We start from the raw sequence: 22,823 nt of genomic DNA, 5'->3' as shown, positions 1-22,823 counted from the left end.
ATTGTAAAGATTTATAGAACGCTTACATTGCTGATATGACGCTATTCTGCCTTTGTAAAAGACTCATCAATGTTTTGAATAGAACGTTCGAATATTTCCATGAAATCGTCACCATAAATATTGCGAATAACTGCCATAACATCCATGAATTCTGGAAACCTGCCGTACAAATCTTTCATTGGACGAGACCCTTCAATAACAGAATGGGGAGTTTGGTGGTAATTCTCATACATTTCCTCTAAAAGTAATTGACCTTTTTCCGTAACGTCTACATAAGTGTTGCGCTTGTCTGTGTCTCGTTTAGAGAAAGAAAGCAATCCACGCTCCTCGAGTTTCTTAGAGAAATTAAAGGCTGTAGAAACATGCATAACTCCAAATTTGGCTACATCTGAAATGGTAGCACCTTTTAAATGATAGGATATCCATAAAATATGGTGTTCATTAATATTAAGGTCATAGGGCTTAATCCACGTTTGCCAATCTTTTTCTACTGCCTTCCAAAGAGCCTTTGAAAGTTGAGCGATTCGCTGACTATATAGCATTGCTTCCTTCATCGTATAAAATTGATCAGTCATCTCGTATGCCTTCTTTCTGGTATATAATCTTAACACATTATAGCAATAAAGTAAGAAAATTGAAATAAAATATTTGAAAATATTATTAATTTTATAATAATTTATTTTATTTCAAGATTAGACCAGTTAGACATAATTTCCTATAACGATAAGTATAGACACCTATAGTTAGTCTAGCAAGCTATTCATATAGATATATTTTAGAATAATTGAAACATTCAAAAATATGTAGGTTTAAAAAAAGTATGCCTTTAATCTAAAAGACTAAACGCATACTTTTGGTTAGTTAGTAACTATAACTTCTTTTTTCTTAGGAAGTGCTTGTTCAAGCTCATCAATAGCTGTTTGAATGGATGAAATCTCATTTTGTAATTGTTGTTGGAGAGGGGCTGTGTCGCTTTGCCACTTTTCAACGCTTTCTTTCAAGTCTTTGACTGTTCGTGGAATCATAACCTGTGATTCTGCCTTTAAGCTTTGTATCGATACCTTCACTTTTCGTAGCTGATCGTTGATATCGGAAAGCTTGTCTTTGTAGTCAGCAGATACCGCTTTAATATTTTCCCTAACTTCTGGACCACTTTTAGGGGTGGATAAAAGTACAGTAGTCGCACCTGTTAACGCTCCAAGAGCTACACCAATTAATAATTGTGATACTTTCATGCAAATCACTCCTTATATGTATATATTATTCCTTTCCTTTCCATTATTAAAACATAATATTCAATACAAAAAAAGCTTTCCTCATAAAAGGAAAGCTTTTTCATTGTTTAGGAATTATAAAAATATAGACCTGTGGATAAATTAATGGCAAGCTCCACCGCCTTGCCCCTCGGGGTCAAATGGGAAAATACTGCTCCTGCGCAAGCTCGTCGCAAACAAGAGCGTTTGCGGTGGCTGAGGAACTGCCTCCTCGCCTTTCCTCATTTGCCTGTCGGGGCAGACACAGGCGCTTGCGCTTTTCTTGTGTTAAATGGTAAGTGCTGTATTAAAATTAGAGCGTTTCACAAGTTTTACGACAATTGGATAAATGATAAAAAATGCTATGCCATTTATAAGTATTGCTGGTAAAACGACTATTAGGAAGAGTTCTGTAAATACCGCGCCTGCATTAAATATGAAAATAGCGGTGGATAGGAAAACAGTTCCTGATATTAGAGTGCCAACGCAAGTTAAAACGACTGCTACGGCCAATTTGTTAGCTAATTTATTTAACACAATAACTAGTCCAAAGAAAACAAATGCAGTAATTGTTTTATCAATTATATTTGGAACAAAGCCACCAGGGAAGGTCGAAAATAATCCTGAAATTATTCCTGTGGATAATCCTAGTAAAAATACACTTTTGACCTCAGGAAATAATAGTATTCCAATAAACATCATGGTCAACATAAAATCTGGCTTCATACCCCCGTTAATGCCAGGAATAATAATGTAAAGCACTGCTCCTACACCAACTAGTAAAGACATTAGTACAAGATTTTTCGTATTCATTTCTCATCTCTCCTCAACTTTTCTTAGGCTGTTTAGTTCTCCTAACGTATCCTCATGATCGTTAGCAAGAAACTTATTATAGATTGTAAATCTTTTTCCTTTTAAAAGCAATTAGTTGGCAGATAATTTATTTGACAGTTCTTTTGCCAATTCCTGAATCATGTCGGATGAATAGGTTTTTTCCTTTGTATTCCAAGTGAGCTTCAGTCCATCGGTTTGATCGTAGCGTGGAATAAAATGCAAATGGAAATGGAAAACGCTTTGTCCAGCAGGGGCACCGTTATTATTTAATAGGTTCATCCCAACAGGTCCAAACGTATCTTTTAATGCAGACGCAATTTTGGGAACTACCTTAAATAAATTGCTAGCCTCTTCTTCGCTTAAGTCATATACATTTTCCTTGTGGGATTTAGGAATGATTAAAGTATGTCCCTTTGTCAGAGGCATAATATCCATAAAAGCATACACATGTTCATCCTCATAAATTTTAGCACTAGGGATAGAGCCATCGATTATTTTACAAAAAATACAGTTACTCATGAAAAAACCTCCTATTCATTATTAGGATGAGTTTAACATATAATAGGACAAGTTTGTTTTTCTTTTTAACAATTTGAGAGATAGAAATGAAATGACAGAAGATTTTTAAGGCAGGCTTTGGTAAAATTATAATTAAGAAGAAGTGAGGTGTAGAAATGACTGTATTAGAAGTAAAAAATGTAACAGGTGGATATACAAGAAAGCCTGTATTGCATGATTTGGACTTTTCTATTGGTAAAGGAGAGCTTGTGGGTTTAATCGGGCTGAATGGTGCTGGGAAAAGTACAACGATCAAGCATATTATTGGAACAATGAATGCCGCAAACGGGGAAATTCTACTAAACGGAAAGACGTTAAAGGACGACCCAGCACTATATCGCTCTTCTTTTTCTTATATACCAGAAACGCCGGTATTATATGACGAGTTAACGTTAAATGAACATTTAGAGCTTACGGCTATGGCCTACAATTTGGACAAGGATGTATTTGAGGCAAGAAAAACTTCCCTATTAAAAGAGTTTCGTATGGAAAAACGATTAAACTGGTTTCCAACTCATTTTTCTAAGGGAATGCGTCAAAAAGTGATGATTATGTGTGCATTTTTAGTGAGTCCATCCCTATACATTATTGATGAACCGTTTGTAGGTCTAGACCCTTTAGGGATTCAATCACTACTGGATCAGATGAAAGCAAGAAAGGATGAGGGGGCTTCTGTCCTCATGTCGACACATATTCTATCAACAGCTGAACGATATTGTGATCGCATACTTCTTTTGCATAATGGGAAAATTCGTGCACAAGGAACGATGACGGACTTACGAGCAGCATTTAACATGCCATATGCTACATTAGATGATCTTTACATCGAAATGACAAAGGAACAACAAGATGAATAATTTGCGTGAAGTATGGAGTAAGCGATTTGTCTTCTATATAAATGAGCTCCAGAAATATATGAAATTTATTGTTTCTGGTCATTTGGCTATTGTTATCGTATTTGCGATTGGCGCGCTAGGCTATACGTATAGTGGATGGCTAAACACAGCTCCTAAGGATTTTCCCGCATATTTGGTAGTTGCGTTTATCTTAAGTATCTTAGTTACATTGAGCACACCTGTTACTCTGTTAAAAAATGCAGACAGTGTGTATTTTTTGCCGTTAGAAACAAAGCTAGGGGAATATCTACGACTTGCACTTCGTTGGACCTATTTCTCTTCAATAGTAGTCACCTTGGCTGCATATGTTGTGGCAATTCCTTTACTTACAAGAGTAGCTGGTAGTACAAGAGAAGAAATTATTGCTCTATTGATATTTTTATTAGTATTAAAGTATTGGAGCATCCATACGGAGTTCAACTTCCGATGGGCTGCTAATGGAAGAGGCGTATGGGGAGACCGTTTTCTACGCTTTCTACTTGTATTAGTGGCACTGTATTTCCTATTGAATGGAAGCTATTTATTTGTGATCTTAGTAGCTATTGTACAATTTATTTATACAATGGCATGGGTGAAAAAGAAAAAAGAAGTTCCATTTCCATTTGAACACTTTATTATAGTTGAGCAATCTCGTATGATGAGATTTTATCGATTTGCTAATTACTTTACCGACGTTCCACACATTCGTGGAGCAACCAAAAGAAGAAAATGGTTGGATGTATTTTATAAGCTTGCGAGATATGGACAAAAAAATACCCAGCTTTACTTAGTTATGAGGACTTTCATCCGAACTAATGACTTTTTCTATTTGTGGCTGCGTTTAACTGGACTTGCAATCATCGGAGCTGTATTCATTCCGTTCCCAATCGTATCCATAATATTTGCCGCTGCTCTTTCCTTTGCTACAGTTATTCAGATTAAGCATGCACTATTATCAGGATATGAATTTAGAATGGATCTTTTGTTTCCTATTGAAAAGGACGCAAGAAAGCAATCAGTTGCGAGTTTGATTAGGATTCTTCAGTTCATTCAAGCAGCGGCTGTTTTGATAGGAGTTCTAATCCAAGGTGGAAATTCTCCTATCACATTCTTAGTACCAGTAGCAGTGCTAGTAGTGTCAGAACTAACTTTGCGAATGAGTAAAATCTAATTGTTGAAATAAAAAACTGCAAATACACTCAAGTAAATTGAGTAGTTTGCAGTTTTTTAATTTGAAAAAAAAGTATGGAGTAAGTAGGTTGGAGTGCCCCATAAAGAATAGCAAAGCGCCCATTTGCAGGTTAGAATTGTCCCATAAATCAAAGAAAAGCGCCCATAAAGTTAGGAACCGCCCATAAGCAGGCGGAAAGTGTCCCATAAAGAGTATGGAAAACGCCCGTAAATAGGTTAGAAGTAACCCATAAATCAAAGAAAAGCGCCCGTAAAGGTGGGAATCGCCCATAAGCAGGCGGAAAGTGTCCCATTAATCCAACATAAAACTTGAATTAGCAAATGGCATTATCTTCTTTGTGACACTTGTGTATTACAAAAATAGGAATCATTAATTTATTTTTTGTACATATTAAAAATAAGAAAACGCTCAGATTATGAGCGTTTTAGCGTTTGTTAATTAATCTCTATTCTTATTCCTCTTTTGTTTTCGAACGATAGGTCGATATATAAGGTGCACTTGTAAATAGCTGTTGCTTATCTGCGACACTGGTGAAGTCTAGCGCAACAGACTTTTCCCAGATTTCATAGCTATTAGGTCCATTCCATTCCGATAAGATAATATAAGTATCTGATTTTAAAGGTTTTAAAACGCGTAAAGCTATGAAGCCTGGTTCAGATTCAACAGTTGGAGACAGGTTTGTATATTGATGTTCAAATATTGGTTTACCTTCATCGGATACGGGGATGTGGTGAAGGACAAAATATCCATTTTCATTAAAACTGCCGCGAGATTCTAAAATTTCATAAATACGAGGGACTTGAAAGACGGATTTACCAGTCGTTTCATGAATGAGAACTGAATTTCCTGTTCCATGTAAAATGTATATATTTTCATTGGGATGTTTATCTTTTATGGACTGCATAAACTCAGGTGTTCCGGACGTCATATATAATTTCATTAAACTTCCTCCAGTATAATTTATATTTTGTATTTATATTTTCCCCTAATTTGCAAATTTAAAAACAACCTTTTTTCAGGATGGTTTGAAATCAGGACAAATTTATGACAATTCCCGTTTATAACTATACATTAATTCAAGAAACGTCTATAGTTGAAGCGTATATTGGAAACGGAATGTAATCGTTATCAAAGGCAATTCAAAAGATTTTCTTCAGGCAATGTAGTAAAGTATTATCATGTAATGTATTTAGGTATAAAATAACATGTTATCAAGAAGGGCAGGAAATGAAATGACTACTTTTAACGACACACTTTTACGTGCAGCGCGCGGTGAGAAAGTGGAACATACACCTGTATGGTATATGAGGCAAGCGGGAAGATCGCAACCAGAATATAGAAAAATTAAAGAAAAATATTCTTTAGAACAAATTACCCACGAGCCAGAGCTTTGTGCGTATGTGACACGTCTACCAGTAGAAAACTACAATGTAGATGCGGCTATTCTTTATAAAGACATTGTAACTCCACTTGTAGGAATCGGAGTAGACGTAAAAATAAAATCTGGTGTTGGACCAGTCATTTCAAATCCAATACGTACCGTACAAGATGTGGAAAAACTAGGAGAATTCTCTCCAGAAGACCACGTACCATTTGTTTTAGATACTATAAAATTATTAACGACAGAACAATTAAATGTCCCACTAATTGGTTTTGCAGGTGCTCCATTCACATTAGCAAGCTACATGATTGAGGGTGGACCATCTAGAAGCTATAACAAAACGAAATCATTTATGGTATCTGAGCCACAAGCATGGTTTGCTTTAATGGACAAGCTTGCTGATATGATTATTATTTACATAAAAGCACAAGTTAAAGCTGGAGCTAAGGCCATCCAAATTTTTGACTCTTGGGTTGGGGCATTAAATGTAGAAGATTATCGTATCTTCATCAAACCAATTATGACTCGTATTTTCTCAGAAATACGTGAGACAGGTGTTCCGTTAATTACATTTGGTGTAGGTGCCAGCCACCTAGCAATGGAATGGCATGACCTACCTGTTGATGTTGTGGGGATCGATTGGCGTCTGTCTATCGAGGAAGCTCGTGCAAAAGGGTTAACTAAACCACTAATGGGTAACTTGGATCCTTCTTATTTAATCGGAGATTGGACAGAAATTGAGAAACGTGCAAAAACAATTATTGAACAAGGGGTTGCTCATCCGAGCCATATTTTCAACCTAGGGCACGGCGTATTCCCAGAAGTTGATCCGGATGTCTTGAAACGTTTAACTGCCTTTATTCATGATTATAGTAGAGAACTTATTGCAGCGAAATCTAACTAAAAAACTTTTGAGGTGACAAAAATGAAGAAGACAATGGGATTATTAGTAATGGCATATGGAACTCCATATGAAGAAGCGGATATTGAACGTTACTATACGCATATTCGTCATGGTCGCAAACCAAGCGAAGAACAATTAGAGGATTTAACGGGCCGCTATAAAGCAATTGGAGGAATCTCTCCGCTAGCTAAAATCACTGAAAACCAAGCAAAAGGTCTTTGCAACCGTTTAAATGAAGTACAAGATGACATTGAATTTAAGTTATATATAGGCTTAAAGCATATCGAACCTTTCTTAGAGGATGCAGTTGCAGAAATGCATAAGGATGGAATTACGGAAGCCGTTTCCATCGTATTGGCTCCACATTTCTCGACGTTCTCTATTAAATCATATAATGGACGTATTAAAGAAGAGGCTGAAAAACTAGGTAATCTTAAAATAACTTCAGTGGAAAGCTGGTATACAGAACCTAAGTTCATCCAGTACTGGAGCGAGAAAGTAAGCGAGGCTTTTGCTAATATGTCGGAAGAGCAACGTGAAAAAGCTTGTTTAGTTGTTTCTGCTCACTCGTTACCTGAAAAAATTAAAACTATGGGAGATCCATACGAAGATCAGTTAAAAGAAACAGCAGATTTAATCGCTGAGGCTGCTGGTGTAAAACATTATGCAGTAGGCTGGCAAAGTGCTGGTCAAACTCCTGAACCATGGATTGGACCAGATGTACAAGACTTGACTCATGATTTACACAAAGAAAAAGGCTATACAACATTCGTTTATACTCCAGTAGGATTTGTTGCGGAGCACTTAGAAGTTCTTTACGATAACGATTACGAATGTAAAGTAGTTTGTGATGAAATCGGTGCTACTTATGTGCGTCCAGCTATGCCAAACGACCAGCCTCAATTTATTGATGCTATGGCGGACGTAGTTATGAAGCATTTAAAAGCTTAAAAAACCGATTGATAAAATGCTCTAAAAGTTATTGGCTTTTAGAGTATTTTTAGGAAGCATGTGGAGTTTTACATTACCATTCTGGGAGGAATTTTCGGATGAAAAAGGTCATTATCTCACTAGCACTACTTGTAGCTTTAACTTTGGTAGGCTGTGGTGAAAAGAAAGAAACACATTCAAGTACTAGTCATCAAGGAACATTAGAAGAGGTTATGGTAGAGATTCAAACACCTAAAGAGTTACCTATTAACGAAGATATCAAGCTTTCTGCTAAAGTTACACAAAACGGGGAAGCAGTAAATGATGCAAATTCTGTAGAGTTCGAGGTATGGGAATCAGGACTTCGTGACGAAGGACATATGGTAGAGGGTAAGCTTACAGAAGATGGTGTGTATGAAGCTGACTTTACTTTTGAACATGACGGAGTTTACTATATGTTTGCTCATACAACCGCAAGAGATATGCACGTAATGCCTAAACAAGAGCTTACAGTAGGTACACCAGATATGAGTAAAGTGTTACCTGACGATAGCGATAACTCAATGGATCATATGAGTGAAAAACATTAAATTTTACTTGCGTAAATAAACAATAGAGAGTATTATAATGACTAGTTGACCGAAATGGTTTTCTGGTCATTTTTTTATGAGGAGGGATAACCAAATGGACCGCAAACAGGAAATTTTAATAGCTGCCAATAAATCCTTTTCTCTTTTCGGATATAAAGCAACAACTATGGAGCAAATAGCCAAGATTGCAAATGTAGGAAAAGGAACTATATATAATTTCTTTGAAAACAAAGAAGTCTTGTTCCAAGAAATTGTCCTTCATATGATTGAAGAAATGAAACTGGAAGCTGTTAATGTCATTATTGAAGATGCTCCATTTCAGCAAAATGCTCATGCAGCGCTCATGAAGATGCTCGAGTTCCGTGAAACACATCAATTGTATGCAAAGATAATTGATGAGGAAAAACAATGGAAAACTCCTGCAGTAAAGCATGTCATTGGCCAAGTCGAGCAAGCTATTGTTTCGTTCATATGTGAGAAAATTAATAAATATGTTAAAAAGGGAGAAATCCGACAAGTAAATGCAGAGCTTGTAGCATATTTATTATTAAAGGCTTATGTTGCATTCGTAAATGATTGGAACTTAACCCACGATGATTCATTATCTGAAGAAGATATTGCTAACTTTTTTCAGGATACAATTTTTCGCAGTCTCGCAATTTGAGACTCATTTTTTTAGCTAAAAGTGACCAAATGAACATATCGGTCACATAGTATTAGGAGGAATCGATATGATAAAATCGGAATGGAAAGGTATTTTTAAAAACAAAAAATTATTGATTTCAATAATTGCAGTTTTATTTATTCCAGTGATGTACGCTGGGATGTTCTTATGGGCTTTCTGGGATCCGTATGCTAACTTAAGTGATCTTCCTGTAGCAGTTGTTAACTCGGATGAAGGGGCGGAGTACAACGGAACAGAGCTAGCCCTCGGTAAGGAGCTAACAGATAAGCTACGAGAAAGTGGCCAATTTAAGTTTGTATCTGTATCTGAAAAAGAGGCAGATGAAGGGTTATTGAACCAAGATTATTATTTATTAATCGAGATTCCTGAAAACTTCTCTGAACATGCAACGACTTTATTAGATGAGAAGCCAGAAAAAATGGTCATCACTTATAAAGCAAATGAAGGATTTAATTTCTTATCATCGCAAATAGGTGAGACAGCAATGGATCGTATTCGTGCAGAAGTGAATGAGCAAGTATCAGCAACTTATGCTGAACAGCTATTTGATTCAATTACGAAGCTAGGTGATGGATTTGCGGAAGCCTCTGATGGGGCAGGGCAGTTAAAAGACGGCGTAGCTGAAGTTAATAATGGTGCCTCTAACCTAAAAGGCTACTTGGAACAATTAGCTAGTAGTACGATTGAGCTGAGTGATGGTACTAATAAGGTAGTTGATGGTATTAATACAGCTGCTACTGGATCTAAGGATTTAAATGAAGGTCTGGGAACACTTGCTGATGGTTCTTCTCAGCTTGCAAATGGCGTTAGTCAAACGGCTGAAGGGGCAGTCGCTTTAGATAGTGGTATTAAGGAGTACACAGCTGGTGTAGATAAATTAAATGAAAGCTATCAATTACTTAGCGAAAAGGAAAAAGGCCTGCTAGATTCCTTGGCTAAGCTTCAAGCGAGTAGCTCCAAATTGAATGACAGCACAAACCAACTGGCTCAAGGCTCTGCTAATGTAACAGCTGGTATCCAAGCATTATCTCAACAATTAGGTCAGTTAACAGCTGCTTTACCTCCAGAACAGTCGGCTGCTATTACAGAGACATTAAAGCAACTAGAGGCTGGTAGTACTTCTGTTTCCTCAGGCTTAGAACAATTAGCTGGTGGAACTCAGGATTTAACTACTGGGACTTCTCAAATAGTGAGTGGAGCGGAACAGCTGAGTGGAGGTTACTCACAAGCAAAGCAGGGTGTTTCACAATTAGCATCATCTTCAGCAGCATTAGTAGAAGGCTCATCTAATCTTGCTGGTGGTACGACTACTCTAAAAGAAAAAATGAACGAATTCAACGCTGGAATCAGTCAGGCGTATGCTGGATCCTCTAGCCTTGTGAATGGATTAAACGAACTAGCTAACGGCTCATCCCAATTAAAAGAGGGTACTGGTACACTTGCTACGAAATCAGGGGAATTAGCAGATGGTTCTACTAAACTAGTAGAAGGTACACAATTACTGGCAGATGGAACGGAAACATTGCAATCTAGCTTAAAAGAAGCAAGTGAGCAGGCAGGCGAAGTAGCACCTTCTGAATCGACTTACGAAATGGTCGCTTCTCCAGTAGATGTTAATGTGGTAGGGGTCAATGAGGTACCTAACTATGGAACAGGATTCACACCTTATTTCTTATCACTTGGGTTATTTGTCGGTGCATTGTTAATATCAATTGTCTTCCCATTTGTTCAACCAGCGATTGCTCCAACAAGTGGGGCGAAATGGTTTGCTAGTAAAATAACTGTTTTAAGTGTAGTAGGAATTATCCAATCGCTGTTTGTAGTTGCGGTTGCACTATTTGTCTTAAAGCTTGAAACTCAAAGTGTAGGACTGTTCATCCTTTCTGCAGTCATTACAAGCTTCACATACTTAGCATTAGTACAGTTGCTTGTTTCGATTTTAGGTGATCCAGGAAGATTTGTTGCAATTATTGTCCTAATTCTGCAGCTCACAACAAGTGCGGGTACATTCCCATTAGAACTTATACCAGCACCGTTGCAATTCTTTAATAAATTGTTACCGATGACTTACTCAGTCCAAAGCTTTAAAGCATCTATTTCTACAGGTGATTTAAGTCATTTCTGGTTTAATAATAGCTTCTTACTTGGCGTGATGGTAGTGTGCTTAGTAATAACATTCGGATACTTTATGCTTTTGTTTACAAAACGCTATTCTAAACAAACAAAAGAAGCGTAACATAAAATTAATAAAGCTCCTCGCATCTTACGAAAAGTAAAATGTGAGGAGCTTTATTTTGTACATTAAATTTTGTTTCACCCACCACTTGGGAACATTAGACTTCCTGTTTTTCTTTTTTCAATTTTTCTACTAGAGGCATCACTTGGTCTGCAAACCGTTTCATTTCCGTGTGCTGCGGGGAAAACTGAAGAATTAACAGATTTACTCCAGCTTCCTCAAACGCAATAATTTTTTTAGCAAGTTGTTCAGGTGTGCCTATTAAGTCTGGCCGTAATCCTCGGTTGGACACGGAATAATCCTTAAGCTGCACCTCTACGTTAAGATGAGATTTGCTAACAAAATCCTTGTAACCCTCATAACCAGGAGAACCTTCTTTTACTTCCGTAATGCGAGCAAGTTCTTGTTGTACTTCCTCTTCGGTATCTCGACAAATGATATAGGCAGACATCCCAAACGTTTCTAATGGTTTTTCCCCAAGAGACTGGCGTCTATTTTTCATATCATTAATTTTTTCAGCAATTTCCTCGACTGTGCCACCATGCATAACATAGGAGTCACAAGTTTTAGCAATTGTTTGCTTCCCAGCTTCACTTTCTCCACCAGCATATAGGGGGATATGCTGGTTCATTGGCTTCGGAGACAAGTATGTGTTTTCATATTGATAAAACTGGCCAGTATAAGTAAAAGGTGTTTCTTTCCATAACCCTTTTAAGATGTGGATAAACTCCTCTGTCCGTGCATAGCGTTCATCATGTGCTGTGAAGATACCTCCATATTGTCTTGCTTCCCCTTCCCACCATGCAGATACAACATTGAGAGAAAAACGCCCGTTGCTGATGTGATCTATATTTGCTGCTGCTTTTGCCGTTAACGCAGGATTATGGAAGCCAGGTCGAATCGCAGTTAAAATTTCTATGCGTTTCGTGACGGCTGCGATAGCCGCAGTAGTTGACCATGCATCTAAAGAGGGACTCTCCACTCCTTTAATATCATTAAGATTTAATTCCGCTATTAAGGTTAAATCGTAACCCCAGTCTTCCGCATTTTGTGCTAGCTCTTTTACATATTCAAATGTTGCAGGCATATCCTCATCTGTTATATTTCGTAACCACCCGCCGAAAACAGGCAACCAAAATCCATACTTCATTATTTATCCTCCCCTTTAATTTTATTAATTCTGAAAATTATTATTACTAATCCTATCATAATGCTTGGTTATTAACAATAAATCCTTTATAGTTAAACTCATTCATCAATATACGCAAAAAAAACCAGCTAGGAAGGGGAGCTTCTAGCTGGTAATTTTAAAGAATTATAGGTTGTTGCATTTATCACAGTGGTTCCCATAGCATTCATGTTGCTCTTCAATTGGCTCGCCGCATGTTACGCATTTCTTTTTGGGCAGGTTACGGAAAAATTCTAATACGTTTTCTAACATATATATTCCACCTCCATCTGTTATATAACTGTTTCGATTGAATTCATTGTAATATAACACAGAATGTTTTGTCAACACTTTCTATAGATTTTTGCTAAAATAGGAATAAAGGAGTGATACCCATGTTTTTTATTGATAATAAAGGAATTACTGATCCACGCATTAACTTAGCTATTGAAGAATATGCTCTCAATACTATGGATGTAGAGAAGGATTCATTTCTTCTGTTTTACATAAATCAGCCATCAATCATTATAGGGAGAAATCAAAATACAATTGAAGAAATTAATACAGATTTTGTAGAGCAAAACGGTATTATCCCAGTACGCCGTCTTTCTGGTGGAGGAGCAGTTTATCACGATCTTGGTAATTTAAATTTCAGCTTCTTAACGAAGGACGATGGAGATAGCTTCCGTAACTTTAAAAAGTTTACGCAGCCAGTTGTAGATGCATTGAAGCAAATGGGTGTAGAAGCAGAGCTTTCTGGAAGAAATGATATATTAGCTGGAGGAAAAAAAATCTCTGGTAATGCTCAGTTCTCCACTCGTGGAAGAATGTTCAGTCACGGTACACTAATGTTCGATACTGAAATCGATGCCGTTGTTTCTGCATTAAAAGTTAAAAAAGACAAAATTGAGTCAAAAGGAATTAAATCCATTCGTAGTCGTGTTACAAATATAGTAGATCTACTGGACAAGCCGATGACGATAGAGGAATTCCGCTTAGCGATACTTTCTTCTATTTTTGGAGGGGAAGACAAGGTTCAATATTGGGAACTAACGGAGGAGGACTGGGCTAATATCCACAAGCTATCTGAAGAGCGTTATCAGAAATGGGAGTGGAACTATGGAAAATCTCCTAAGTCTAATATCCAGCATTCCCACCGATTTCCTACGGGCAGTGTAGACGTTCGTCTAGAGGTGAACAAAGGGGTTATTGAAGAGGTTAAATTTTTCGGAGACTTCTTTGGAGTAGGAGAAGTGGAAGAGGTAGAGGTTTTACTAGTTGGTAAAAATTACAGCAAAGAGGCCATAGAACAAGCATTAGAATCAGTAGACGTTCCAAAGTATTTTGGTGGTATAACGAAAGAGGAATTGATTCAGTTAATGTACTGACTAATTGTTCGAATAGTGCCGGGTAAACAGTCCATATCTAAATGGGCTGTTTTTTCTTTTGAAATAAATAATTTTGTAGTACTTGGAACAGTTTTGGATAATTATGTTAAAGTTAAATGGAGTAAAACTGACAACAGAAGTATTGAAAAGGGGGGTTCTTATGTCACGCTATATTTCAATGGGCATTTTAATTTTTTTTGGTAGTTTAATGTTAGGCTATGGGCTTTTAGCGTTTGCACAGGTAACGCTTGATGCTATTCTAATTGGTACGATTCTAATTATAGCTATGTTAAGTATAATTATTACTTTGTTAATTAAAATCTATGAACTTCTTAAGAACCAAAATAATTTCAGAATTTAAGTTAGGCAATAAAAAGGCACATCAAAGACCCGATTAGGGAGAACTTGGATGATGCCTTTTACCTTTTTTATATCTGAAATAAGTACGATAAAAAAACGCACCTGGAGGATTCAAATGCGTTCATCATTCATTATTTTACTTCCTTAAAGCCTTGACTCTCTAACATTTCTGCTGATTTTTCCATACTTATCCCATTATTTTTAGGGTCTTCACTAAAATTCATACCTGGCAGACCCATGATTTCATCAAAATCGACCGCCTCATAGTCTATAACTAAGGATTCAATTGCCTTGGAATCATCATATTCTAGTTTATGTGTTATTCCATCAATGTTTTGGAATTGTTCGGTCATAGGCTCAAAAAGTTCTTTCGCCTGTTCTTTCGATTCAATACCAGCTAGTTCATACTCGATAACATTTTCTGTTGTTTGCTTTGTTACTTTATCACCTTTAGCCGTGTACTCTAACGTCGTTGCAATGCCATTCTGCTCAGCCTCAAATGTTCTAGTTGTTTCACTTTCACCACATGCTGTTAGAAAAACAGCTAAAACTACAAACGTAATAAACCCTATTAATTTTTTCATTGTTAGACTCCTTGTCATTTGGTATTTTAAGATAGCGATATGGTGGTGTTACTTTTAACCTCTACAAATAAAATCCGAGGTTTTCATTTACATCAATCTTGACTCCCCTAATTCAGCTATATGTTCTAATAAAATTCAATCCTTTCTACTAATTTATTAGCAAAATGATTTCAAAACAAAAAGCCCCTGTATAAGTCACGTATTTTCATAACTTCGGCAAATCGGTACTACTAATATTATGGTATAACTACATGATTGATCTTTTTTATGTAAATAAAGAGGATCTTAATTTTGCTGAATAACATATAAGTTTTCAAAGTGACGTTTGTATTGTACAAGGGCTAATAACTGTCATTTTGATGAAATCTTTTTGCTAATGAAACTTTTACCCGTTTTTACCATTTATTAAACATAAAGTGGTAAAATATATAAGAAAAGTAATTGTAGTAGGAGTGAGGAAATGAAAAAGAAGTCAGTGAAGCTGTTAATAGCAATGATATTAATGTTTAGTTTTGTTTTTGTGAATGGGACAAGCATGGAAGCTGCAAGTATAGTCATGTGGGGGAAAACAGAACTGAAGCTAGGTCAAATTGGTAAAGCGACTATAGTAAAAGATTCTACTTTAGTGAAGATAGGGGAGGACGGATCCCTTCAAACAATAAGAAAGCTGAATAAAGGCGATGAATATCGTGTATATAGCTATAAAAGTACACATAATGGATTATATGGGGTTGGTGGGGGAGCTTATATTCAAAAAAACAATAATGTCCTATACGAAACTCCTTCCAAATCAAAATTAGCTCTTTTAGAGAATCCGCCGAAGACTTATGTCTCGACAAAACTTACGAAATCAGAAAACGGTAATGGTATAGAGGTTGTACCTGGTGCTCCTACAAAATTTCAAAACTGTAAGGAGTTAAACAAGGTATATCCACAAGGAGTAAAAAAAGGGCATCCTGCTTATGCGTCAAAGCATGACAGAGATAAGGATAACTGGGCATGTGAAAGATAATATGAGTACTAAATTTAATGGTGTTTCCTAAGGGAATACCATTTTTTTGTTGTTTAGAATTATAAAATTCTAAAACCTGTGGATAAATTCATGTCTAGCTCCACCGCCTTGCCCCTCGGGATCAAATGGATAAAAGCTCCGGTGGCTGAGGAACTGCCTCCTCGCTTTTCATGTTTCAATAAACTTCCATCGACATATTTTTATTATTTTTGTAGGATAATAATATATGGAAGGAAGTTGATGATTTTGTTTAATAAGTTTATGAAAATATTTATAGTATTACTTTTATTTGTAGGTCTAGGTTTTTCTAATCAATTAACTGCTGAGGCCGCTCCAGTTATGTGGGGGAAAACAGAGCTTAAGCTAGGACAAATAGGTAAGGTTACTATATTAAAAGAGACGAAACTCGTAAAAATAGAAAATAATTCTTTAAAAGAAGTTCGAACATTAACAAAAGGTGAAGAATTCCGTGTCTATAGTTATAAAAGCGAACAGGGTGGCCTTTATGGTGTAGGTGGCGGAAGCTTTATACAAAAAAATACAGCAACAGTTAAGTATGAAACACCATCAAAGAGTAAGCTTGCTTTATTAGAACAGCAAACAACTTCACCAAGCAATGCAACAAAAGTAATGTGGGGCAAGACAGAGCTAAAAAAAGGTCAAATCGGTAAGGCTACTATCATAGATGACACGAAATTAGTGAAATTTGAAAATGGTTCTCTATCAACCGTACGTAATCTAAAAAAAGGCGAAGAATTCCGTGTCTATACATATAAGAGTGATCAAGGTGGATTATATGGAGTTGGTGGTGGGAGCTTTGTACAAAAAAGCTCAAAAGTTAAGTATGAGACCCCATCTAAATCGAAGCTTGCCCAATTAGAAGCTCTATCTTTAAAAGAAATGAAAGTACATTTTATTGATGTCGGTCAAGGAGATTCAATATTAATCCAGTCACCAAACGGGAAAAGTATGCTGATTGACGGTGGGACAAAGTCAAAAGGTGATACAGTAGTCAAATTCATCAAATCCCAAGGGATTACAAAGTTAGATTTTGTGGTTGCTACACACCCTGATGCAGACCATATCGGGGGACTAATAAAAGTTTTGGAATCTAACATTAAAATTGGTACATTTATGGATAGCGGTAAAGTGCATACTTCAAATACGTATAAGGACATGCTAACATTAATTCGTAATAAAAATATAAACTTTAAAATACCAACTAAAGGTGAAAAAATTACATTTGATAATTTAAATCTGCAAGTGCTAAATGTGGGAACAACTAATAGTGATAATAACGACGCATCTATCGTACTAAAGCTAGCTTATAATAATATTTCATTTCTTTTGACAGGTGATGCAGATACAGGAAAAGAATCAGAAATAATGAGCAAATATAATGTAAAATCTACTATTTTAAAAGCTGGTCATCACGGATCAGATACAAGTAGTTCCGAAGCCTTCTTAAAAGCAGTTAAGCCAGAAGTTACGATACTTTCTTATGGCAAAAATAATCAATATGGTCACCCTCATAAAGCAGTGGTGGATCGTCTAAATTTATTTAAATCAAGTATTTATCATACTTTATCAGGTACAATAACAGTTAAGACCAACGGTACAAGTTATTCAGTTAGTCAGTAAAAATATCTTCGGCACAGGAGACGCGTCACACTATTAAAACATAGGGAGTGAAGGTAAGTGAGCTCAAGTAAAAAATATACACTAGACCGCATTGAAGAAGGTATGTATGTTTTTTTGGAAGCACCAGAAGAAATGAACCAACTGATCCTACCAACATCTACTTTTGATCTTGAACTAGAAGAAGGCGATATTGTTAATATCACAACAACTGATGAAGGATATCAAATGGAAGTTTTAAAAGAAGAAACATTAGATAGACGTGAAGAAATCAGTGCTTTATTAGAAGATCTAATAAATAGAAATAAATGAAGAGACTCGGACATAACTAGTCTCTCAAGTAAAAACGTGAAATCGGAAAACTCGATTTCACGTTTTCTTTATTATAAGACCGGCCCGTATCCTGTAGAAAAAACTTTATACTTTAGTTGTTTGAAGAGGAAGTGGCGACTCCTAGGGGCAACAAGCGAACGCAAAAGTCCAGGCAGGAACAAAGAGACGAAGAGGTTGAAGCAGTACCACGCGGAAAGCGTCAGGCTCGGGCAGAAATCAATTCTACTCTCTGATTAAAGATTTCTTTGCATCATAAATCAACCCTACCCTTTAACATAGCCTAAAATTCTAGACGTTGAGATAACTGGGCTAAAGCAATCGTTAGTTGAATAGTATATAGTGAATATATATAATATATAAAGAGGTATAGACGGATGTATATATTAAGTTAATTGCAAAGATAAAAATTTATTTTAACTATATTTCGAAAATATTTTCGAGGGATTTACGATAGATACACACATGGATGTAAAGGAGGTATCTGCATGCAAATTATTATTTCTAACAGTTCAAAGGAACCGATTTATGAACAGATTTTCAAACAAATTCAGACTAAAATCTTGTCAGGTGAGTTAAAAGAAGGAACCGCTTTACCTTCCATTAGACAATTGGCCAAAGATTTAAGAGTTAGTGTGATTACTACAAAACGAGCATATGAAGAATTAGAAAAGGCAGGCTTCATATATTTAATTGTTGGAAAAGGTTCATTTGTAGCGGAACAAAATTTAGATGTTATTCGAGAGAAAAAATTGCGTGTAATTGAAGAACAATTAAGTGCGGTTATCTCTAACAGTAAAGAATCAGGGTTATCTTATGAAGAATTACAAGATTTATTAAAGCTGCTGTACGAGGAGTGAGAGGAATGGGAAATGTAATAGAGTTCCAGGGGGTTTCTAAAAAATTTGAGACAATAACTATCGACAATGTAGATTTACAGATAAAAGAAGGATACACAACAGGATTTATTGGCCCGAATGGATCTGGTAAATCGACGATGATCAAGTTAATGATGAATCTTTTACAGCCGGATAAGGGAAAGGTAAGTGTATTTGGAAAAAATTATGCCAGCCATGAGAAAGAAATTAAAAACCGTATAGGCTTCGTATACGACAGCAATATATTTTATCAATCCCTGAATTTAAAAGAAATTAGTAAAATAGTTGCTCCCGCTTATAAAGCATGGGATGATCAACAATTTAATCAGTATGTTAATCAATTTGAGTTACCTCTAAATAAATCTCTTAAAAATTTTTCTAAAGGTATGAAAATGAAAGCTTCTATAGCTATTGCCTTATCTCATCATGCAGAACTAATTATTATGGATGAGCCGACATCAGGATTAGATCCTACGTTTCGCAGAGAGTTGTTAGACATTTTTCAAGAAATTATGGTAAATGAGGGAAGGAGTATATTTTTTTCAACGCATACGACAAGCGATTTAGAACGTTTTGCTGATTATATTGTATTAGTTGATAAAGGGAAAATTCTTCTTAACCAACGTATAGATGAGTTACAGGAACGATATGTCGTTGTAAAAGGAAGCACGGATTTACTAGACCGAGATACAGAAGCACATTTCATTGACATAGAACGTTCTCAAGGGGTATTTCAAGCTTTGTCAAAAGATGCAGAAGAAGTACAGAAAGTCTTTGAGGATCATGTCGTGATAGAGAAAGCCTCTTTAGATGAAATAATGTATTATATGAAATCTGCCCAAAGAAGCAAGGTAAATAGTTAAATTTATAGGCTATGTTAAAGGTAAAGGTTGATTTAAATACACGTAAAAAATGAGCTAGGATATTTTCCTGGCTCATTTTACTTTGATATTGCTTTTTACTAAAGCACCTCGTTCGTATTATAAGGTTAGCCAGATATTTCTGGTTGACCTTTTTTTATATCGATATATGATTGCGGTAGCCGGGGTAGAACGTAAGCACCCGTGGGGCTAATGATCCCGTCAATTAAACAGTTCGCCCCCTACTTGTAGAAACATGATTGAGGCTGGTTGGGACTCTGATCTCGTATAACAAGCGAAGCTATGATACTACATGGAGGAATAGGGGTTACCGGTTAATTGTATGACAAGGAGGAAAATAATGATGAATCCAGTAATTGGTCTGGATGTGGCAAAAGGCGAAAGTCAGGTTCAAGCATTCTTGGAGAAAAAGCAACCGTACAAAAAGAGCTTTAAAGTGGCTCATACACTTGAAGGGCTTACAATTCTTTTAGAGTTTATTAGAGAAATAGAAGAGGCTTCTGGAGAAAGGCCCCCGATTGTTTTGGAATCTACAGGCCATTATCATACACCAGTTGTCCAATTTTTCGAAGAGAGAGGATATTTATTAATCATGGTTAATCCACTCGTTTCGTATCGAGCAAAGAGTTCAAGTTTACGTAAAGTAAAGACGGATATCATAGACGCTCGTCATCTCTGCGAGATGTTTTATAAAGAGGATCTAGAGCCTTATAAACAACGAGGAATCCAGCTCTTAAATTTACGTAACCTTACAAGACAACATGAAAATATTACTGGTATGTATGTACAAACCAAACTACAATTCCAGTCCGTTTTAGACCAAGTATTTCCTGAATACTGTGGTGTTTTTGGAGATTTGTATTCAGACGTTTCCTTACTTTCGCTCCAATCATTCCCTACTTCAGAGGAAGTATTGGCTACTAGTGAAGAAACAATCGCAAAAAAGATAAAAGAATTCTGTAAAAGCCGTTCGCAACAATGGGCAAACAGCAAGTCAGAAAAATTGAAGACAGCCGCAAATCGTAATCCATTTCAGAAAACCTTATACTACAGCCTTATTTTAAGCATGGATATGTATATTAAAATGCTTCTGGAATACAAAAAACATCTATCCAATCTGGAAGAAGAGATAGATGTTTTAGCGAAAAACATGGAAGAATATAAGATTCTGCAATCTATCCCCGGTATCGGCGAAAAAATCGCGGCAACGATTATTTCTGAGATTGGGGAAATCGATCGGTTTAATCACCCTAAAAAATTAGTTGCCTTTGCAGGAATTGATCCAAGTGTTTTTGAATCTGGTACATTCAAAGGTACTTTGAATCGGATTACCAAAAGAGGTTCTAGTAGACTACGACACGCCTTATATATGGCCGTAAAAAGTGCCATTCGTGATTGTCGCAAGAAGAAAACGACAGATGAACTCATTCCTCGAAATAAGAGGTTACGTGAGTTTTATGATAAGAAACGTGAAGAAGGAAAGCCCTTTAAAGTGGCTGTAATAGCATGTGCAAATAAGCTTTTACATTGGATTTATGCACTATTAAAAAGCAAGTCAGATTTCCAAGATCTAGCATAGTTCAAAAATATATGAAAATATCCTAAACCTTTCCAAACGTAGAACTTTGAAAGGTTATTTGGCATGCACAAATTTAGTATAGCATGAACTATTTTGGTTTTTCATTAATAAATATTGACAAACTATTGGCTGGTTTAGTTGAAGAAGAAAGAGCAGTTTATTCCCTCATCGTGCCCGATTGGTGAACAATGACTATGACTTTAATTCTTATTTGAATACATCAAAAACTTTGTTTTCGCTATCTTCATACTGGCAAATAACGATTTGTAGGTTTTTCATATTCCAGTCTTTAGAGCGTAGATAGATAAACGTATTATCCAATTCTACAATTTTGTCAGCCGTAAGATAATTTAAATCGAAATATTTATCGTACTCCTCGTTGTAACCAGGTGTCTCGATAGTTATAGGACTAAATAAGCTTGAAGGCTGTTGTATTGTTTTTTTGATTACTCTCGAACTAATATTGTATTGATAGGTATAAATAAATTCATTGTACATATCATCATTCCCAATAAAGATGGTTGTACCATCTTGTGATACAGATGCCAACATCATTGTAAGGTCATATGACTTAATTTGTTCATATGAAATTCGATTTGTAACTATAGAGTCTTGCATATTATATACGACTACTCCAAATGTACCTTGCATAATCGCAATGTTGTTATCGGCATATAAAAGTTTGGGCATTTCGGAACCTATATTCATTTGTTCAATGTCAGACGTGTCTACAGCTAATTCTTCACCCTCGGGTAAGGTGTTATCAGAACCGAGTATAGGATGTTCGTTGTCTTGACCAACCAGTGTAATTGCATCGGAATCATTTGCTTGGCAAGCCGCTAATAATAGGAACAGTGATATAAAAGTGAAAAGTAATTTCTTCAAAAAGTCGCCTCCTTAAATTGTTAGACGTGAAGATAGTGGATATGTTTCAAATCATTTCTTGTTCAACTAACCTGCCGCGTTAGTTTAAGTGTAACATTTCACAAACTAAATCTCCTCAAGAAAAAACAACCCTAGCCTTTAACATAGCCAATTTATAAATGAGTCTATTTCATAAATAGCAACTTAACAATTTACCACCATCTTTTTCGCTGGATTGATTGAAGCAGCAAGCGGCGAGTCTGACTGGATGAGCAAAACAGTTAGACATCACTACCACGCGCGTAAAAGATGGGTGATGGCTGATCACTCCCTCACTAAAAGACTTCGAGATATGAGCACAAATCAATTCTAATTTATTTTCTAAAATGCCTATAATTTTCTATTTATCATTCGTATTCTTTTGTAAACATAGAGATTATGAAATTGATTCAAATAAATAACGTTTTAAAAGACTTTAATAATATATTAAGGTCTTTTTTTTTATAAAAATCAGATTTTAATATTGTGCATACCGTTAATATAGTATATAGTGTGTATATATCACATATACTCTTTTACTTTATCTATGTCAGGAGGGGGTTCTAGCTCAGTTAATTTCATAAATAGCTTTTTAACATTTAAACATGTACATTTCTATCTGATGATTGCGATAGGAGGTGACTCCAGGGGGATGAGTTAATGA

24 protein-coding genes are annotated in these 22,823 nt (G+C 36.0%); 15 read left to right on the top strand and 9 right to left on the bottom strand.

Translation table 11 applies throughout. From position 1 onward, the window contains the following. Positions 1–41 precede the first annotated feature (41 nt). From NSQ95_RS14795 to NSQ95_RS14780, 4 genes are all read right to left on the bottom strand, one after another. Positions 42–575, bottom strand: coding sequence for an HTH-type transcriptional regulator Hpr (locus NSQ95_RS14795; protein ID WP_340882464.1), 534 nt, complete (start codon positions 573–575; stop codon positions 42–44). A 282-nt stretch (positions 576–857) separates the two neighbouring features. Further along, complete coding sequence (locus tag NSQ95_RS14790; protein WP_340882466.1) at positions 858–1,235, bottom strand: YtxH domain-containing protein; 378 nt, start codon at positions 1,233–1,235, stop codon at positions 858–860. Between the two features lie 306 nt (positions 1,236–1,541). After that, entirely contained in the window at positions 1,542–2,066 is a 525-nt protein-coding gene (locus NSQ95_RS14785) for a tryptophan transporter (RefSeq protein WP_340882467.1), read from the bottom strand. Positions 2,067–2,177: 111 nt separating this feature from the next. Next, positions 2,178–2,606, bottom strand: a complete 429-nt coding sequence (locus tag NSQ95_RS14780; protein WP_340882468.1) for an HIT family protein — start codon at positions 2,604–2,606, stop codon at positions 2,178–2,180. Positions 2,607–2,761: 155 nt separating this feature from the next. Here NSQ95_RS14780 and NSQ95_RS14775 point away from each other — a divergent pair, with 155 nt between their 5' ends. Next, the gene (locus NSQ95_RS14775; RefSeq protein ID WP_169361379.1) at positions 2,762–3,502 is read left to right on the top strand and encodes an ABC transporter ATP-binding protein; all 741 of its coding nucleotides are present in this window, start codon (positions 2,762–2,764) and stop codon (positions 3,500–3,502) included. Continuing rightward, a complete protein-coding gene (locus NSQ95_RS14770) occupies positions 3,495–4,691 on the top strand; it encodes an ABC transporter permease (protein WP_340882471.1) in 1,197 nt (398 codons plus the stop codon). Before NSQ95_RS14775 ends, NSQ95_RS14770 begins: the two co-directional genes overlap by 8 nt. Before the next feature lie 472 nt (positions 4,692–5,163). Here NSQ95_RS14770 and NSQ95_RS14765 read toward each other — a convergent pair whose 3' ends face one another. Then, positions 5,164–5,652: an antibiotic biosynthesis monooxygenase gene (locus NSQ95_RS14765; protein WP_169360274.1), complete on the bottom strand. Its 489-nt coding sequence runs from the start codon at positions 5,650–5,652 to the stop codon at positions 5,164–5,166. Between the two features lie 292 nt (positions 5,653–5,944). Between NSQ95_RS14765 and hemE the strand changes: the two genes are divergently transcribed. The 5 genes from hemE to NSQ95_RS14740 all read left to right on the top strand — a co-directional run bounded on the left by hemE (position 5,945) and on the right by NSQ95_RS14740 (position 11,438). Beyond that, entirely contained in the window at positions 5,945–6,997 is a 1,053-nt protein-coding gene (gene hemE, locus NSQ95_RS14760; RefSeq protein ID WP_169360273.1) for a uroporphyrinogen decarboxylase, read from the top strand. A gap of 21 nt (positions 6,998–7,018) precedes the next feature. Then, complete coding sequence (gene hemH / locus NSQ95_RS14755; protein ID WP_342559871.1) at positions 7,019–7,948, top strand: ferrochelatase; 930 nt, start codon at positions 7,019–7,021, stop codon at positions 7,946–7,948. A 98-nt stretch (positions 7,949–8,046) separates the two neighbouring features. Beyond that, positions 8,047–8,517, top strand: coding sequence for a FixH family protein (locus NSQ95_RS14750; RefSeq protein WP_342559870.1), 471 nt, complete (start codon positions 8,047–8,049; stop codon positions 8,515–8,517). 94 nt (positions 8,518–8,611) lie between these two features. Next, positions 8,612–9,181 (top strand): TetR/AcrR family transcriptional regulator, encoded by a 570-nt coding sequence (locus NSQ95_RS14745; protein WP_169360271.1) that lies wholly within the window; start codon positions 8,612–8,614, stop codon positions 9,179–9,181. Positions 9,182–9,248: 67 nt separating this feature from the next. Further along, positions 9,249–11,438 (top strand): YhgE/Pip domain-containing protein, encoded by a 2,190-nt coding sequence (locus NSQ95_RS14740; protein WP_342559869.1) that lies wholly within the window; start codon positions 9,249–9,251, stop codon positions 11,436–11,438. Between the two features lie 97 nt (positions 11,439–11,535). On the opposite strand, the gene NSQ95_RS14735 is transcribed toward NSQ95_RS14740, so the two are convergent. Together NSQ95_RS14735 and yhfH are read right to left on the bottom strand one after the other, a co-directional pair. Beyond that, positions 11,536–12,588 carry an LLM class flavin-dependent oxidoreductase gene (locus NSQ95_RS14735; RefSeq protein WP_340882483.1) on the bottom strand — a complete coding sequence of 351 codons (1,053 nt, stop codon included), beginning with the start codon at positions 12,586–12,588 and terminating at the stop codon, positions 11,536–11,538. A gap of 165 nt (positions 12,589–12,753) precedes the next feature. After that, positions 12,754–12,879 carry a protein YhfH gene (gene yhfH, locus NSQ95_RS14730; protein WP_169360268.1) on the bottom strand — a complete coding sequence of 42 codons (126 nt, stop codon included), beginning with the start codon at positions 12,877–12,879 and terminating at the stop codon, positions 12,754–12,756. 122 nt (positions 12,880–13,001) lie between these two features. Between yhfH and NSQ95_RS14725 the strand changes: the two genes are divergently transcribed. Continuing rightward, positions 13,002–13,994 carry a lipoate--protein ligase gene (locus NSQ95_RS14725; RefSeq protein ID WP_340882487.1) on the top strand — a complete coding sequence of 331 codons (993 nt, stop codon included), beginning with the start codon at positions 13,002–13,004 and terminating at the stop codon, positions 13,992–13,994. Between the two features lie 160 nt (positions 13,995–14,154). Continuing rightward, positions 14,155–14,355, top strand: a complete 201-nt coding sequence (locus NSQ95_RS14720) for a hypothetical protein (RefSeq protein WP_340882489.1) — start codon at positions 14,155–14,157, stop codon at positions 14,353–14,355. A gap of 130 nt (positions 14,356–14,485) precedes the next feature. On the opposite strand, the gene NSQ95_RS14715 is transcribed toward NSQ95_RS14720, so the two are convergent. Beyond that, on the bottom strand, positions 14,486–14,938 hold the full coding sequence (locus tag NSQ95_RS14715; protein WP_340882492.1) for a DUF1307 domain-containing protein: 453 nt from the start codon (positions 14,936–14,938) through the stop codon (positions 14,486–14,488). 460 nt (positions 14,939–15,398) lie between these two features. Here NSQ95_RS14715 and NSQ95_RS14710 point away from each other — a divergent pair, with 460 nt between their 5' ends. The 6 genes from NSQ95_RS14710 (at position 15,399) to NSQ95_RS14685 (ending at position 21,256) form a co-directional block, all read left to right on the top strand. Then, positions 15,399–15,950: an excalibur calcium-binding domain-containing protein gene (locus NSQ95_RS14710; RefSeq protein WP_342559868.1), complete on the top strand. Its 552-nt coding sequence runs from the start codon at positions 15,399–15,401 to the stop codon at positions 15,948–15,950. Positions 15,951–16,190: 240 nt separating this feature from the next. Beyond that, on the top strand, positions 16,191–17,591 hold the full coding sequence (locus NSQ95_RS14705) for a ComEC/Rec2 family competence protein (protein ID WP_340882496.1): 1,401 nt from the start codon (positions 16,191–16,193) through the stop codon (positions 17,589–17,591). Between the two features lie 57 nt (positions 17,592–17,648). Then, positions 17,649–17,900 carry a DUF3006 domain-containing protein gene (locus NSQ95_RS14700; protein WP_340882497.1) on the top strand — a complete coding sequence of 84 codons (252 nt, stop codon included), beginning with the start codon at positions 17,649–17,651 and terminating at the stop codon, positions 17,898–17,900. Between the two features lie 506 nt (positions 17,901–18,406). After that, the gene (locus NSQ95_RS14695; protein WP_340882499.1) at positions 18,407–18,778 is read left to right on the top strand and encodes a GntR family transcriptional regulator; all 372 of its coding nucleotides are present in this window, start codon (positions 18,407–18,409) and stop codon (positions 18,776–18,778) included. A 5-nt stretch (positions 18,779–18,783) separates the two neighbouring features. Then, the gene (locus NSQ95_RS14690; protein WP_342559867.1) at positions 18,784–19,659 is read left to right on the top strand and encodes an ABC transporter ATP-binding protein; all 876 of its coding nucleotides are present in this window, start codon (positions 18,784–18,786) and stop codon (positions 19,657–19,659) included. Positions 19,660–20,020: 361 nt separating this feature from the next. Beyond that, positions 20,021–21,256 carry an IS110 family transposase gene (locus tag NSQ95_RS14685; RefSeq protein ID WP_342560822.1) on the top strand — a complete coding sequence of 412 codons (1,236 nt, stop codon included), beginning with the start codon at positions 20,021–20,023 and terminating at the stop codon, positions 21,254–21,256. A gap of 207 nt (positions 21,257–21,463) precedes the next feature. Here the strand turns inward: NSQ95_RS14685 and NSQ95_RS14680 are convergent, their stop codons facing one another. Beyond that, a complete protein-coding gene (locus NSQ95_RS14680; RefSeq protein WP_340882503.1) occupies positions 21,464–22,141 on the bottom strand; it encodes a hypothetical protein in 678 nt (225 codons plus the stop codon). Positions 22,142–22,823 lie beyond the last annotated feature (682 nt).

The sequence above is a fragment of the Psychrobacillus sp. FSL W7-1457 genome, assembly GCF_038593405.1.
Taxonomy (GTDB): Bacteria; Bacillota; Bacilli; order Bacillales_A; family Planococcaceae; genus Psychrobacillus.
Note: the sequence above shows the minus strand (reverse complement) of the source record. Positions and strands in the feature narration are given on the sequence as shown.